Origin of the sequence: Paracoccus alkanivorans (assembly GCF_003697785.1) — a bacterium.
Lineage (GTDB): Bacteria > Pseudomonadota > Alphaproteobacteria > Rhodobacterales > Rhodobacteraceae > Paracoccus > Paracoccus alkanivorans.
The window spans coordinates 392,005-405,125 of record NZ_QOKZ01000004.1; the positions used below are offsets into that span (position 1 = coordinate 392,005).

Annotated in this window: 15 protein-coding genes; 4 read left to right on the forward strand and 11 right to left on the reverse strand. The window is 61.3% G+C overall.

Features of this window, described 5'->3' with window-relative positions:
- Positions 1-33: 33 nt before the first annotated feature.
- The 3 genes from C9E81_RS13065 to gmk are packed head-to-tail and all read right to left on the reverse strand — an operon-like array spanning position 34 to position 2,290.
- The gene (locus C9E81_RS13065) at positions 34-1,143 is read right to left on the reverse strand and encodes a sensor histidine kinase (protein ID WP_122112785.1); all 1,110 of its coding nucleotides are present in this window, start codon (positions 1,141-1,143) and stop codon (positions 34-36) included.
- Positions 1,140-1,661, reverse strand: a complete 522-nt coding sequence (locus C9E81_RS13070; RefSeq protein WP_122112786.1) for a gamma carbonic anhydrase family protein — start codon at positions 1,659-1,661, stop codon at positions 1,140-1,142. Before C9E81_RS13070 ends, C9E81_RS13065 begins: the two co-directional genes overlap by 4 nt.
- A complete protein-coding gene (gene gmk, locus C9E81_RS13075) occupies positions 1,658-2,290 on the reverse strand; it encodes a guanylate kinase (RefSeq protein ID WP_122112787.1) in 633 nt (210 codons plus the stop codon). Before gmk ends, C9E81_RS13070 begins: the two co-directional genes overlap by 4 nt.
- A 195-nt stretch (positions 2,291-2,485) precedes the next feature.
- Between gmk and C9E81_RS13080 the strand changes: the two genes are divergently transcribed.
- Positions 2,486-3,112, forward strand: a complete 627-nt coding sequence (locus C9E81_RS13080; RefSeq protein WP_166461903.1) for a PAS domain-containing protein — start codon at positions 2,486-2,488, stop codon at positions 3,110-3,112.
- A gap of 17 nt (positions 3,113-3,129) precedes the next feature.
- Here the strand turns inward: C9E81_RS13080 and C9E81_RS13085 are convergent, their stop codons facing one another.
- The 5 genes from C9E81_RS13085 to C9E81_RS13105 all read right to left on the reverse strand — a co-directional run bounded on the left by C9E81_RS13085 (position 3,130) and on the right by C9E81_RS13105 (position 7,167).
- Entirely contained in the window at positions 3,130-4,107 is a 978-nt protein-coding gene (locus tag C9E81_RS13085) for a GNAT family N-acetyltransferase (RefSeq protein WP_166461904.1), read from the reverse strand.
- 4 nt (positions 4,108-4,111) lie between these two features.
- Positions 4,112-5,281 carry a ribonuclease D gene (gene rnd, locus C9E81_RS13090; protein WP_122112865.1) on the reverse strand — a complete coding sequence of 390 codons (1,170 nt, stop codon included), beginning with the start codon at positions 5,279-5,281 and terminating at the stop codon, positions 4,112-4,114.
- A 129-nt stretch (positions 5,282-5,410) separates the two neighbouring features.
- Entirely contained in the window at positions 5,411-6,160 is a 750-nt protein-coding gene (tpiA, locus tag C9E81_RS13095; RefSeq protein ID WP_122112790.1) for a triose-phosphate isomerase, read from the reverse strand.
- 96 nt (positions 6,161-6,256) lie between these two features.
- Entirely contained in the window at positions 6,257-6,628 is a 372-nt protein-coding gene (locus C9E81_RS13100) for a HesB/IscA family protein (protein WP_122112791.1), read from the reverse strand.
- Positions 6,629-6,810: 182 nt separating this feature from the next.
- Positions 6,811-7,167, reverse strand: coding sequence for an SUF system Fe-S cluster assembly protein (locus C9E81_RS13105; protein WP_122112792.1), 357 nt, complete (start codon positions 7,165-7,167; stop codon positions 6,811-6,813).
- Between the two features lie 128 nt (positions 7,168-7,295).
- Here C9E81_RS13105 and tgt point away from each other — a divergent pair, with 128 nt between their 5' ends.
- Complete coding sequence (tgt, locus tag C9E81_RS13110; RefSeq protein ID WP_122112866.1) at positions 7,296-8,426, forward strand: tRNA guanosine(34) transglycosylase Tgt; 1,131 nt, start codon at positions 7,296-7,298, stop codon at positions 8,424-8,426.
- 45 nt (positions 8,427-8,471) lie between these two features.
- Here tgt and C9E81_RS13115 read toward each other — a convergent pair whose 3' ends face one another.
- The gene (locus C9E81_RS13115; RefSeq protein ID WP_122112793.1) at positions 8,472-9,329 is read right to left on the reverse strand and encodes a DUF2189 domain-containing protein; all 858 of its coding nucleotides are present in this window, start codon (positions 9,327-9,329) and stop codon (positions 8,472-8,474) included.
- A 241-nt stretch (positions 9,330-9,570) separates the two neighbouring features.
- Here C9E81_RS13115 and C9E81_RS13120 point away from each other — a divergent pair, with 241 nt between their 5' ends.
- A complete protein-coding gene (locus C9E81_RS13120; protein ID WP_122112794.1) occupies positions 9,571-10,509 on the forward strand; it encodes a nucleoside hydrolase in 939 nt (312 codons plus the stop codon).
- Positions 10,510-10,546: 37 nt separating this feature from the next.
- Here the strand turns inward: C9E81_RS13120 and C9E81_RS13125 are convergent, their stop codons facing one another.
- On the reverse strand, positions 10,547-11,035 hold the full coding sequence (locus tag C9E81_RS13125) for an H-type lectin domain-containing protein (RefSeq protein ID WP_243698639.1): 489 nt from the start codon (positions 11,033-11,035) through the stop codon (positions 10,547-10,549).
- Between the two features lie 175 nt (positions 11,036-11,210).
- Positions 11,211-11,741 (reverse strand): H-type lectin domain-containing protein, encoded by a 531-nt coding sequence (locus tag C9E81_RS13130; RefSeq protein WP_243698640.1) that lies wholly within the window; start codon positions 11,739-11,741, stop codon positions 11,211-11,213.
- Between the two features lie 460 nt (positions 11,742-12,201).
- Between C9E81_RS13130 and C9E81_RS13140 the strand changes: the two genes are divergently transcribed.
- A complete protein-coding gene (locus C9E81_RS13140; protein ID WP_166461905.1) occupies positions 12,202-12,870 on the forward strand; it encodes a DUF1236 domain-containing protein in 669 nt (222 codons plus the stop codon).
- The last annotated feature ends 251 nt before the right edge of the window (positions 12,871-13,121 follow it).

The following is a 13,121-nucleotide window of genomic DNA, read 5'->3' on the forward strand; positions in this document are numbered from 1 at the left end:
GAGAGCGAGGGCCCCCGCCCCTCCTGCGACAGTTTAGTTCCGTTGCAGAGTCTCGGGCAGAATCACGGTAAAACAGCTTCCCTCGCCCTTGCGGCTGGCGATACGCAACCGGCCACGATGGCGGTTGATGATATGCTTGACGATGGCAAGCCCCAGCCCGGTGCCGCCCTGTGAGCGCGAACGATGCGTGTCGACACGATAGAAGCGCTCGGTGAGCCGCGGCAGGTGCATCTCGTCGATACCTTCGCCGAAATCCTCGACTCGTATCGCCCAACCGGGACCGCGCAGCAATGGCTCATGATCGATTCGCTGCAAGCTGATGCGGACCCGTTCACCCGATGCACCGTATTTGATCGCGTTCTCAATCAGGTTCTGGAACACCTGCACAAGTTGATCGGCATCGCCGGGCAGGCTGAGTTCGATGTCCAGTCCTGCCGTCTCCAGCGCGACCCCCACCTCGTCGGCACTATGCTGCATCGTCGCCAGAACGCTACGCAGCAACCCCGGCAGATCGACCTCGGCCGAGGGCCGGCGGCGTTCCTCGGATTGCACTCGGCTGAGCGAAAGCAGATCATGGACCAGGCGGTTCATCCGGTTCGCCTCTCGCTCCATGATGTCGAGGAAACGGTCACGCGCATTTGCGTCGTCACGGGCCGGGCCGCGCAGGGTTTCGATAAAGCCGATCATCGCTGTCAGGGGCGTGCGTAGTTCGTGACTGACATTGGCCACGAAATCGCGGCGCATCTGTTCCGCCTCTTCGGCGACGGACTGATCCAACACCGCGATCAGCGCCCCCCGCCCGATTCCCGCGGGAAGCGGCGAAACGGTCACTTCCGCAGCGATATCGCGCCCATCGGCGGCAAGGCTTGCCCGCAATGTCGCAACACCGTCGGGTGGCGTCGGCAAGGCGGGATCGGGCGACGGGGCATCATGTTCCTCGGGCTGCAACACCCAATCCAGGGCCTGCACGACTGCGGGATGACGCACGACGGTGACAAAGGGCCGATCCAGCAGATCCGTGCCGAACAATGCCTCGGCGGGTTGATTGGCGCCGATCATCCGGGCGCGGCCATCCACTGCCATCACGGCTATGGGAATGCCGTCCAGCAGCGCGGCCACGCGCCTTTGCGTCTCTGCGTTCATTCGATCCGCCGTAATCCCGCATGAAAGCGTGCTGCATTGGCCCGATAGCGTGCAGCCGTGGCGCGCAGCCCTTCCTGCGCCTCGTCATCCAGCATCCGGACCACCTTGCCCGGTGCGCCCATGACCAGGGCACCGGGCGGGATTTCCTTGCCCTCCGTAACCAGAGCGCCAGCGCCGATCAGGGCCCCTGCCCCGATCTTCGCCCCGTTCAGCACGGTGGCGCCCATGCCGATCAGCGCGCCCTCGCCGATCTCACAGCCATGCAGGATCGCCCGGTGGCCGATCGTGCAATCCGGCCCCACCAGCAAGGGAAAACCGGGATCGGTATGAAAGACGCAGAGATCCTGCACATTGCTGCCGCGCCCGATCCGGATTTCCTCGTTGTCGCCACGCAGCACCGCCCCCCACCAGACCGAGGCTTCCTCCTCCAGCACCACGCGGCCCATCAGTTGCGCATCGGGGGCGGCCCACGCGTTTCCGGCCAGTTCCGGGGCAATTCCATCCAGTTCCCAGATCATCGGCGATCCTCCTCCATCAGCCTCTTGACGAATGTTCCCAGCCCACCCTGCCGGTCGCGGCGCAATCGTTCCGCGGTCAGGATGGCACGCAGCCGGGCCTCGGTCTCGTCCAGATCGTCATTGACCAGCACATAATCGTATTCGGCCCAATGGCTGATCTCGGCCCGGCTTTTCTCCATGCGCCCCTCGATCACCTCGGCGCTGTCCTGCCCCCGGGCGCGAAGCCGCCGTTCCAGCTCGGACAGGGAAGGCGGCAGCACGAAGATCGAAACGACATGGCCGCCAAGCGCGGAAGCGCGTATCTGCTGACCGCCCTGCCAATCAACATCGAAAAGCGTGTCGCGCCCCTCGCGCATCGCCGTCTCGACCGGAGCTCTCGGGCTACCGTAGAAATTACCGAAGACCTCGGCATGTTCCAGCATTTGCCCCGCCTCGACCATGGCACGGAACTCCTGCTGGGAGGTGAAATGGTAATGCTGGCCATCCACCTCTCCCGGTCGCGGAGAACGTGTCGTGGCAGAGACCGAAAAGCCGAGCGCCGGGTCCCACTCCATCAAGCGCCGCGCCAGCGTGGATTTCCCGGCACCGGAAGGCGATGACAGGATGATCAGCAATCCGGTGCGGTCCATCGGCACTATCCTCTGAGATCAGCTTTGCGGACGGGATGGACCAGCGTTTCCGGGGGGTCAAGCCCCGGAACATCCCTTAACCACTTATTAGGAAATGACTCGGCGGGGAACGATCATCGGCATAACCTGATGATGTATTCAATGACAACGGCGCGCCGAGCTACGCAACGGCCATCTGCTTATCGGGGATATCGCATGTCGGACAGCTTCGACGTGAAAACACCAACAACCACGCATCGCGTCACACGGACGGGCAATGTCCTGTATATAGTTAATTCGACGCGCCCCAGTGCCGACCACATCATCGGGGAATTGCGCAACTACTGGCAAAGCCTGCGCCGGAACGGGTCGGTCCCGCTGCGTGCGGATGTCTCGGCAGACGATATTCCGACGCTGCTGGAATACGCATTTCTCGTCGAGCGGCTCGCGCCGGGAATGGCCCGGTTCCGACTGGTGGGGCAGCATCTGATCGACCTGATGGGGATGGAACTGCGCGGAATGCCGTTATGCTCCCTGCTAAACCGGGATTCGCGCAAGCGGATGTGCCATGTAACGGAAACCGTGTTCCGGGCCCCGCAGATCGCCAAGCTGAAACTATCCTCCCCCGCCGAAGAGAGGCCGGGTATGAAAGGAAGCATGCTGCTGCTGCCGCTCCGATCCGATCTGGACGATGTGACTCGGGCGCTTGGCTGTCTGGTCATGAAAGGAACAGGCGGCACGAGGCCACAGCGCCTTGACCTGACCGGAACGAAGTTCACACCGGTTATCCCGGGCGGCAGGATCCTGCATCCATCGTCACTGACCGATTCCGACAAGCTGTGAACTTAACCCCAGGCCGGTCAACGCTTTCGGCGCCAGCGATATATCCCGGCGGCAGCGGCGGCATCCCGGCCAAGCGAGGGCACCATTGCGTCCTCTTCACGCTGAAACCCCAGATTACGCAGAATGCGGGCGGAGGCCGGGTTATCGTCAAACACCTCTGCCTGCAGTGCAGGCGGATCGAAGCGCGCGAGGTATTCCCCGAAGAATGCGCCGGCTGCCTCCTGCCCCAGACCCTGCCCTGCAAGCGACGGATCGAGGAAATAATTGATCGACGGCGGCTCCCCCGGCAACACTCCGACTGCTCCGGCTACTTGCCCCTTATGGCGGATCACCAACCGCATGGGTGGCGTCAGCGCCTCCCTGGTAAAGATCGGCGCAACATCATCCAGCGTCATGTCCGTGGCATAGCGCAACAGCATCCGGGCCACCTCGGGACGTGTAACGATACGGTGCAGATCGATCAGGTCGCCGGGCTGAAAGCCGTTTATCCGAAGGCGCGGCGTGTGCAGCGCGATACCATGCCGCGCCGCAAAATCCGCGCGTGTCAGATGCAGACTGGTAGCAGGGAATTCCCTTGCCTTGGCACGCGACCATGCCGTGACCTGCGCCCCGGCACGAAATCCAAGACGGGACAGCAACATCTCCGAACGATGATTGCCGTTCAGATAGACCGCATCGATTCCCTCGGCTCCGGCCATGAAATATCGGCTCAGTCCCAGCACCGCCGCACGCAGGGCGATACCCTGGCGCTGAAAACGCGACGCGAGCCAGATGCCGAAACTTTCGGCAATCCGCAGCATCCCCGCCATCTCGCCATCGACACGAATGGCATATTCTCCCGGACCCGCCTCGGCAACGAACCGCGCCGCGTCATTCAGACCATAGGGCTGCGGGATCGAGGTCAGCCAGCGGCTCATCTCGGGATTTCTCATCGCCTCGACGATCGCATCGCAATCTTCGGGATGGACCCGACCAAGGGTAATACGCTTCTGCATGGCCTCAGCGCGCGGTAACGACGCGTACCACGCCATCACCCGCGGACAGGGCGATATCACCAGCGGCCAGCCGCAACGCATCCTGCCCGAACACATCGGCGCGCCAACCCTTCAACGCGGGCAGGTCACGCTCTCCCGTCGCAATCGCATCCAGATCGGATGAGGACGCGATCAGCTTGGGCGCTACCCCCGCCTCGTCCGCCTTGGCCTTCAAGAGCACTCGCAGCAGCTCCGACAGCGCCGCATTCCCGGGTTTTCCCGGCTCTTCCTTCTTGGGCTGCGGCAATTCGCGCGTCTCCAGCCCCGCCTTCACCGCAGCGAGGATCCCTGCCGCGATGTCACCCTTTCGCGCCTCGCGCAGCAGAAGCCGGGAACGCCCTAGGTCGTTCTCGCTGGATGGCTTGGTCGAGGCGAGTTCGATCATCGCATCATCCTTGAAAACCCGCGACCGGGGAATATCACGCTCTTGCGCATAGGTTTCACGGAATCGGGCAAGCTCGCGCAGGATTGCCAGGAAGCGGGGCGAATTGGTCCGGGTCCGAACCTTCAGCCACGCGTCTTCGGGGCGGGTGGTATAGGTCTCGGGATCGTTTAGAATCGCCATCTCCTCGGCCAGCCAGCTTTCCCTTCCACTGCGGGCAAGCTCTCCGGCCAGAAATTCATAGATGACGCGCAGATGGGTCACATCGGCCAGCGCATAGGATTTTTGGGCATCCGACAGGGGCCTGCGCGACCAGTCAGTAAAGCGCGAGGATTTGTCCAGGCTCGCATGGGCGATCTTGCGCACAAGCGTCTCGTATCCGACCTGCTCACCAAAGCCACAGACCATGGCGGCGACCTGCGTATCGAAAAGCGGTTCCGGAAACAGTCCTGCGTCGTGGAAGAAGATTTCCAGATCCTGCCGCGCGGCATGAAACACCTTTACCGTGGCTTCGTGACGAAACAGGTCGTAAAGCGGCTCCAGTGACAGGTCGCTGGCCAGGGGATCGACCAGGACAGCTTCGCCTCCTGCCTCCTGCGCGCTCGAAGCGGGCGGGATGGCCAATTGAATCAGGCAAAGCTTCGACCAATAGGTCCGCTCGCGCAGGAATTCCGTATCGACGGTGACATAGGGAGCGGACTTGGCGGCTTCGACAAAGCGGGCGAGGTCCTCGGTGCGGCTGATCGCGGTAATTTGCTGGCTCATTTGGCTCTTTCTGGCTTGGGCGGTTCGTCCGCCGGCTGCGCAGGCATACGCCCAAGCAAGGCGGATGGAAAGGGTTTGCCTTTCCATCCGCCCTTTCCAGTGTCCGGTGAAACGGAATTAACGGGCCGCTTCAAGCGCGGCAATGATACCGCCGAAATCCGCAGCCTTCAGGCTCGCGCCACCAACCAGCGCCCCGTCCACATGCGCGATGGTGAAAATCTCGGCGGCATTGCCGGGTTTCACGCTGCCGCCATAAAGCAACCGCATCTCGCCTGCGTCGCTAAAACGCGCTCCCAGTTCCTCGCGCATGAATGCATGGACCTCGGCAATCTGCTGATCGGTGGGGGTGCGTCCCGTGCCGATGGCCCAGACCGGTTCATAGGCGATGACGGTATTGGCCGCGTTGACCCTATCCGGCAGCGAGCCCGCAAGCTGCGCACCGATCACCGCAAGCGTCTCACCCGCATCGCGCTGCGCCTCGGTCTCACCCACACAGATGATTGCGGTCAGCCCTGCGCCATGCGCCGCCACTGCCTTGGCCGCCACGTCGGCATCCGTTTCTCCGTGGTCGGCCCGGCGCTCGGAATGGCCGAGGATCACATAATCGGCACCGATGTCCTTCAGTTGGGCCGCCGAAATATCCCCTGTATGCGCCCCCGATGCATTGGCATGGCAGTCCTGCCCGCCCAGAACGATCGCATGACTTCCCACCCGCCCCTTCATCGGATGGATCAGCACCGCCGGAGGGCAGATCAGCACTTCGCAGCCCGGCTCGGGATGGGCTTCGCATATCAGGTCGATCTCGGCCAATGCGGCCAGATCGCCATTCATCTTCCAGTTTCCTGCGGCCAGTTTACGCGGCGCCATCGTCGTCCTCCTATCCGTTCCAGATCACGGATTAAGGGCAACGTCACCGGGGCGCAATCATGATAGCGTCACAACCCGGCCTCTGAGCGGGCAGGCTCAAGGTTGGGCACGGCTGCCTTCCAAAGGTTCGAAACGCACTGACTCGCCGCAGCCGCAGCTATCGGTGACGTTCGGGTTACGGAACCGGAAGCCTGACTCCAGCAGCCCGGTCTCGTAATCGATCTCGGTCCCGAACAGGAACATCTGCGCCATCGGCGCAATCATCACCCGCGCCTCGCCCTGCTCCACAACCTCTTCATTGGCGTCGGGCGTATCAGCAAGTTCCATCGTGTATTCCATTCCCGCGCAGCCGCCCTTTTTCAGCCCGATGCGCAGCCCATAGGCCTGCCTGCCGGCCATCAGCCGGGCAATCTGCCGCTCGGCCGCGGGGGTCATCGTGACTGGCGATGCGCCTGGAATCCCAAACATGATCGAACCTTCCTAATCTCACTGCCCCAGAAGATAAGACCTTGGCCGCCCCATCTCAAGATGCGCGCGAACCGGTCTGCTTCTTCTTCAGGAAAATATCCTCGGGCGGAGACGTCCACCAAGCGTCCGGGGGGCAGACAGCCCCCCGCCACCGCCGCCCTCCAGAGCGGCAACGCAGCACCCTACATGAAGCCCAGCTCCAGCCGCGCCTCGTCGGACATCATGTCCATGCCCCATTGCGGCTGGAAGGTCATCTCGACATCGACCTGCTTAACGCCCGGCAGGGGCTCGACCGCGTCGGCGACCCATCCGGGCATCTCGCCCGCCACCGGACAGCCGGGCGCGGTCAGGGTCATGATCACCCGCACCTCGTTCGCATCGTTGATGTCGATCGTGTAGATCAGCCCCAAGTCATAGATATTCACCGGGATTTCCGGGTCATAGACGGTCTTGCACGCCTCGACCACGGACTCGTAAAGCGGGTGATCGGTACTGGAGGGCGCGATCAGCGGAGCCCCTTCCATCATCGGTTCGGTCATAGCGCGTTCCTGTCCATTTCACTCGATTATATAGGGCAAGGGAGGGCATGGGTCCAGCCCGGGGCCAGATTGCCATCTTGGACCAAACCCGGTATGGGCGTGCGGTTCCAGCCATGGCAGATCCGATCATGTCCGACCGTTTTTCCTTTACCCTGAACGCCCGCGACGGCCGTGCCCGTAGCGGCATCATCCATACGCCAAGGGGCGAAATCCGCACCCCCGCCTTCATGCCGGTAGGCACCGCTGCGACGGTCAAGGCGATGCTGCCGGAATCGGTGCGCGAAACCGGCGCCGACATCCTGCTGGGCAATACCTATCATCTGATGCTGCGCCCCGGCGCCGAACGGGTCGCGCGCTTGGGCGGGCTGCATGACTTCATGAACTGGCAGCGGCCGATCCTGACAGACTCGGGCGGATTCCAGGTCATGAGCCTCGGCCCCTTGCGCAAGCTGACCGAGGAGGGCGTCACCTTCGCCAGCCATATCGACGGCTCGCGCCACGAATTGACACCCGAGCGCAGCATGGAGATCCAGAAGCTGCTGGGCTCGGATATCGTGATGGCTTTCGACGAATGTCCCGCTCTGCCCGCCACCGAAGAGGATGTAGCCCGGTCCATGCGCCTGTCGATGCGTTGGGCGCAACGTTCGCGCGATGCTTTCGGAGACCGCCCCGGTCACGCGCTCTTCGGCATCATGCAGGGCGGCGTGACCCGCGAATTGCGCGAGGAATCGGCACAGGCCCTGACCGGGATCGGTTTCAACGGATATGCAATCGGCGGGTTGGCGGTTGGCGAGGGACAGGAGGCGATGTTCGGGGTGCTGGACTATGCTCCCGGCCTTCTGCCCGAAGAAAAGCCGCGCTACCTGATGGGGGTGGGCAAGCCCGACGACATCGTCGGCGCGGTTCAGCGCGGGGTGGACATGATGGATTGCGTGCTGCCCTCTCGCTCGGGGCGAACCGGACAGGCATGGACGCGGCGCGGGCAGATCAACATCAAGAATGCCCGCCACCAGGACGATCCGCGCCCGCTGGACGAGAATTGCTCATGCCCGGCCTGCCGCAGCTATTCCCGCGCCTATCTGCATCACGTGTTCCGGGCGGGAGAGATGATTTCGGGCATGCTCTTGACCTGGCACAACCTGCATTACTACCAGGAACTCATGGCAGGGCTGCGCGCGGCCATTGCCGAAGGGCGGCTGGACGCTTTTGCCGCCGGATTTCACGCGATGCGGGCCGGGGGCGACATTCCACCATTGTAAACACCGCCCCTCGGGTCAATTGCGCAGGATCAGGTATACGGTCTTTCAGACCACCGCCTTGCGATACAGGTACCACGTGGCATGCCCCAGGATGGGCAGCACGACGCTCAGCCCCAGCAATAGGGGCAGCGACCCGATCACCAGCGACACCGCCACGATCAGCCCCCAGGCCATGGCCGGGACCGGGTTGGCGGCCACGACCCTCACCGATGTCATGACGGCAGTGACAACGCCGACATTACGCTCCAGCAGCAGGGGGAAGGATACGATTGCGGTCATCAGCACGAGAAGGGCAAAGACAAAGCCCACCGCCGTTCCCACGATCATCATCGTCCAGCCCGCACCGGTGCCGAACACGTCGGCAAGGAATGTGCCGATGCTTTCGGGTGGCCATGTACCGATGGTCATCAGATAGATGACATGGGCAGTTCCCAGCCATGCCGCGAATATCGCGAAACATGCCACAGCAAGCACTATGATCGCACCGATCCCCGGCGAGCGGATCACCTCGAAAATGGCAAGCCAGTTGGGCTCTTCTCCCGCTTCGCGGCGCCTGCTCATTTCATACATGCCGACAGAGGCGACCGGTCCAAGCAAGGCAAAGCCGGAAATCAGCGGAACGACAAGGTGAAACAGACTGCCCTGAAATGCCATGAAAGCAAGGCAAACACCGATGATCGGGTAAAGCGTGCAAACGGTGATCACGTCGGAACGAAAAGTCTTGAAATCGTCATAACCCCGCGCAAGTGCGTCGCGCAGGTCATCCATGGTCAATGTCCGGATGATTGGCTTCGATTCCTCCTTATCGCCCCCGATAGTTTGTATCATCACACCGAAATGGGAAATCGTGGCAATCACATGGCGCGCCACCCATGAGGCCGGGTTTCCGATTGTATGATCCATGTTCAAGTCTCCCTTATGCACTGCGTCTAGGCATCGGGAATGCGCGGCACAGGCATATCTCACACCTAGGCACTTATAGTGTAACAGAAAATCATGCACCCGGGGATCACGTTTTCAATATTCTCTCCCGGACCCGCGCGGCGGTGGAACCCCGTGGATGGCAATACCCCACCGGGATATGGTTTTCCGGTTGCACCTCTGCGCGGCGCGCCGCAGAACTTGTTGAAAGCGAGGGACAATCATGGCACAGAAAATCATCATCGACACCGATCCCGGGCAGGACGACGCTGTTGCGATCCTGCTTGCATTGGCCAGCCCCGAACTGGAGGTGCTGGGCATCACCGCCGTTGCGGGCAACGTGCCGCTATCGCTGACCGAGACGAATGCCCGCAAGATCGTCGAACTGGCAGGACGGCAGGATATACCGGTATATGCCGGTTGCGATTCACCGCTGAGCCGCAAGCTGGTGACGGCAGAGCATGTGCATGGCAAAACCGGTCTCGACGGGATCGAATTGCCCGCGCCCTCGGTTCCGCTGCAATCCAGACATGCTGTTGATTTCATCATCGACACCTTGCGGCAACACCCGGAGGGCAGCATCACGCTAGTGCCGGTCGGGCCACTGACCAATATCGCGGCCGCGTTCAGCCGGGTGCCGGATATCGTGCCACGCGTTCAGCGGATCGTGCTGATGGGCGGCGCCTATTTCGAGGTCGGCAACATCACTCCGGCAGCAGAGTTCAACATCTATGTCGATCCCGAGGCCGCAAAGGCGGTTTTCGCCTCGGGAGTGCCTCTGGTCATGCTGCCGCTGGACGCCACACATGAGGCGCTGACTTCGCGCGATTGGGTCGAGGCGATGCGCGCCCTGCCCGGAAAATGCGGTCCGGCGGTCGCCAGTTGGACCGACTTCTTTGAACGTTTCGACCGGGAGAAATACGGCAGCGAAGGCGCACCGCTGCATGATCCCTGCGCCGTCGCGTGGCTGATCCGCCCCGATCTTTTCGAAGGACGCGAGATCAATGTCGAGATCGAGACGCAGGGCGAATTCACCACCGGCATGACCGTCGCGGATTGGTGGCGCGTCAGCGGCCGCCCCGCGAACGCGCTGTTTATCCGTCACCTGAATCGCGAAGGACTGTTCGCATTGCTTAGCGAAAGGATCGCGCGGCTGCCCTGAGGCATTTCCGGCAAAGCGGCTATCGGCTTTGCTCCGGCTAGGGTTTCGGTATCATGTCTGCCGCCGTCCTTGTTTCTGCTGCGCCAATCGCCTGCCATGAAACCTCGGCGCTGGCGATGTGGGTATCGTGCCAGGTGCTGCACTCGATGGAGAAGCCCGTTGCTGTCACGTTTCTGGTGATGAGCCTGATACGGAGGTTCTGATCATGCGCGCTGTCGATTCCCGTCAAGCCGAGGCTAACCGCGGGTGGCGCGGCGAACGGGGCAGAAAAGACGATGTCTACAGTGACATTCCGATCTCCGTGCCCTGACCACATCGGCAGTCCCTGATCGACGTGATTGAAAATCTCGCCGGTTGCCGTGAGAATTTGCATTTCGCCGATTACTGTCCGTTTCTGGACGCGTCGAGCCCCAACAGGTGCATTTGTGTTTTTTTGATTTTGCGGTCTGGCCATTGAAAAACTCCTCCTCCCAAACAGTTTTGAACAGTTCGGGAAGAAATAGAAGAGCTGAACCGCGTCCACCATGCGGCCTCTTATCGGGAATGAAAAAGTCCCCGCCCAATGGCGGGGTGCGTTGAGATCACGAGGTTAACGGGTCAGTATCAGGGAAGCACCATCCAAAACGACCCATACCCTTCCGAATGGCCCGTATAGTCCCTCAACGATGCTGAACGGGTACGACTTTCCGCTGTTCGACAGCCTAGGCCGCCGGGTTCGCAGCGCCGATCGCATGCCAGGAGATGGCAGCTCTGGCAATATGGGTATCGTCCCAGGTATTGCATTCGATCGTGAAGCCGGTCGGTGTCACGTTCCTCGCCGCCAGCCAGAAACGCAAATTCTGATCATGCGCACTGTCGATCCCGGTCAGGCCGAGGGTAACCACCGGCGATTCCTTGAACGGTGTCCGGAAAACGACATCCACGCGAACGCTGCGATCCCCGTGGCTTGCCCACATGGGCAAGCCTTCATCGACATGGTTGAAAAGCTCGCCGGTAGCAGAGAGGATCTGAAGCTCACCTACCAGCGTCTGTTCCTGATCGTGCTGAATTTCGACAATATCTTTCATTGAATTCTGTTTCCGCGTTCGAGCCATCGAATCCCCTTCCCCGACAAGAGTGTCGGAAAATTGTGTGACGAATGTAAGACATCCGGGGCAATGGCGACCATGGCGAAGTTGTTTATGCCTATCCGACAATCGAATTTCCGGGCCATCCGGCCACTTTCCGCGCATGAAACCCATCCGCACCGAGCGGGATGTCGGATGCTTGGGCTTCCCTTTGGGATTCCCTGACGGCTCAAACCACCGTTAACCCGATGATCGTCCTCTTTGCCATGCTGGCATTCGTGCGACGCGGGCCTTCCCGGCCTGTCGACTCCGCATCATCGGCGCCAATGACGGCATTGTATGCTCTGATGTTTGAACGATCGCCTCGCTCACCGCCCGTTGCGGTCCTGATCCGGGGGGCGTTGGTGCCGGTGAAGGGAAACGTCGTATCCATAAAAACAATATGTTGATAAAACTATGCATGATTCATGCGAGAACCACCAGAACTTGTGTTTGCGGTCGGTCTCGGCGAATCCCTTGGCACGCGAATGTGACCGGGCATTCTGAAACATTCAGCCGCGCCGCGCGTTCCATAATACCGATCCGGAACGACGAACCGGAAAATTCATCACCAAAGGAGCGAAGCATGCGCCTTGTATTCATAACCGCCTCTCTCGCCGCGACGGCAATGGCCGGCGCGCTTCATGCCCAAACCTTGGCCACCGCCGATACCGATGTAAACATCCGTTCTGGCCCCGGTGTTCAGCATGCGGTAACGGGCAGTATAAAAAGCGGGGCCGAGGTTGTAGTCCGCGGCTGCATCGACAGCGTCAACTGGTGCGAAGTTGCCCGGGACGGTCAAACCGGTTGGGCTTACGGCAAGTACTTGACCGCCAGTTCGAGCAACGGCTTTCAGTCGATCACTCCTGAGCCCGATCAAGTCGAGGTAACGGTGATCGAAAAATCCACTCCCCGTTCGAATGGTGGCCAGAACGCCGCGGTCGGAAGCGTCGCCGGTGCCGCGATGGGCGCGATCATCGGCGGCCCGGTTGGCGCCGTTGCGGGTGCGACGCTTGGCGGCACGTCCGGTGCCGTAGCAACGGAAGAGCCGGCCCCCGAAATCCACAGCTACGTGACCACCCACAGAGTTGAAACCGTGCCGACGAACGTTCAGGTCGCACCGGGCACGGTCCTGCCAGAGACGGTTCCGCTTTACGATATCCCAGAGCACCCCTCCTACCGCTACACGGACATCAACGGGCAAACGGTGCTGGTGAACCCGTACGACCGCCAGATCGTATATATATATCGCTAAACGTTCTTTCCTGGTGATCTCCATAGGCGGTGCGCAGATCGCATCGCCTTTCGTTACCTTGAGGAAAAGATTCGATGATGGAAGGAGGCGCCTATTCGACCGTCTTCAGGTAATCAGGCTGATAGAAGGGCTTCCATTCTTCTTCGACCCACACCTCCTCATGCCCCTGCCCTGCATGCACGATTTTTGGTATCGCAGGTAGGAGGTTCGAATCCTCTCGCCCAGACCATTTTTATCCAGATAAAGCAAAG

Coding starts and splice junctions, on each gene's coding strand:
- C9E81_RS13140 (WP_166461905.1), top strand. CDS start 12,202: ATGCGCCTTGTATTCATAACCGCCTCTCTCGCCGCGACGGCAATGGCC.
- C9E81_RS13085 (WP_166461904.1), bottom strand. CDS start 4,107: ATGCAGAAGCGTATTACCCTTGGTCGGGTCCATCCCGAAGATTGCGAT.
- tpiA (WP_122112790.1), bottom strand. CDS start 6,160: ATGGCGCCGCGTAAACTGGCCGCAGGAAACTGGAAGATGAATGGCGAT.
- C9E81_RS13120 (WP_122112794.1), top strand. CDS start 9,571: ATGGCACAGAAAATCATCATCGACACCGATCCCGGGCAGGACGACGCT.
- C9E81_RS13130 (WP_243698640.1), bottom strand. CDS start 11,741: ATGCGCGGAAAGTGGCCGGATGGCCCGGAAATTCGATTGTCGGATAGG.
- C9E81_RS13070 (WP_122112786.1), bottom strand. CDS start 1,661: ATGATCTGGGAACTGGATGGAATTGCCCCGGAACTGGCCGGAAACGCG.
- C9E81_RS13065 (WP_122112785.1), bottom strand. CDS start 1,143: ATGAACGCAGAGACGCAAAGGCGCGTGGCCGCGCTGCTGGACGGCATT.
- C9E81_RS13100 (WP_122112791.1), bottom strand. CDS start 6,628: ATGTTTGGGATTCCAGGCGCATCGCCAGTCACGATGACCCCCGCGGCC.
- tgt (WP_122112866.1), top strand. CDS start 7,296: ATGTCCGACCGTTTTTCCTTTACCCTGAACGCCCGCGACGGCCGTGCC.
- C9E81_RS13080 (WP_166461903.1), top strand. CDS start 2,486: ATGTCGGACAGCTTCGACGTGAAAACACCAACAACCACGCATCGCGTC.
- C9E81_RS13115 (WP_122112793.1), bottom strand. CDS start 9,329: ATGGATCATACAATCGGAAACCCGGCCTCATGGGTGGCGCGCCATGTG.
- C9E81_RS13105 (WP_122112792.1), bottom strand. CDS start 7,167: ATGACCGAACCGATGATGGAAGGGGCTCCGCTGATCGCGCCCTCCAGT.
- gmk (WP_122112787.1), bottom strand. CDS start 2,290: ATGGACCGCACCGGATTGCTGATCATCCTGTCATCGCCTTCCGGTGCC.
- C9E81_RS13125 (WP_243698639.1), bottom strand. CDS start 11,035: ATGGTGGACGCGGTTCAGCTCTTCTATTTCTTCCCGAACTGTTCAAAA.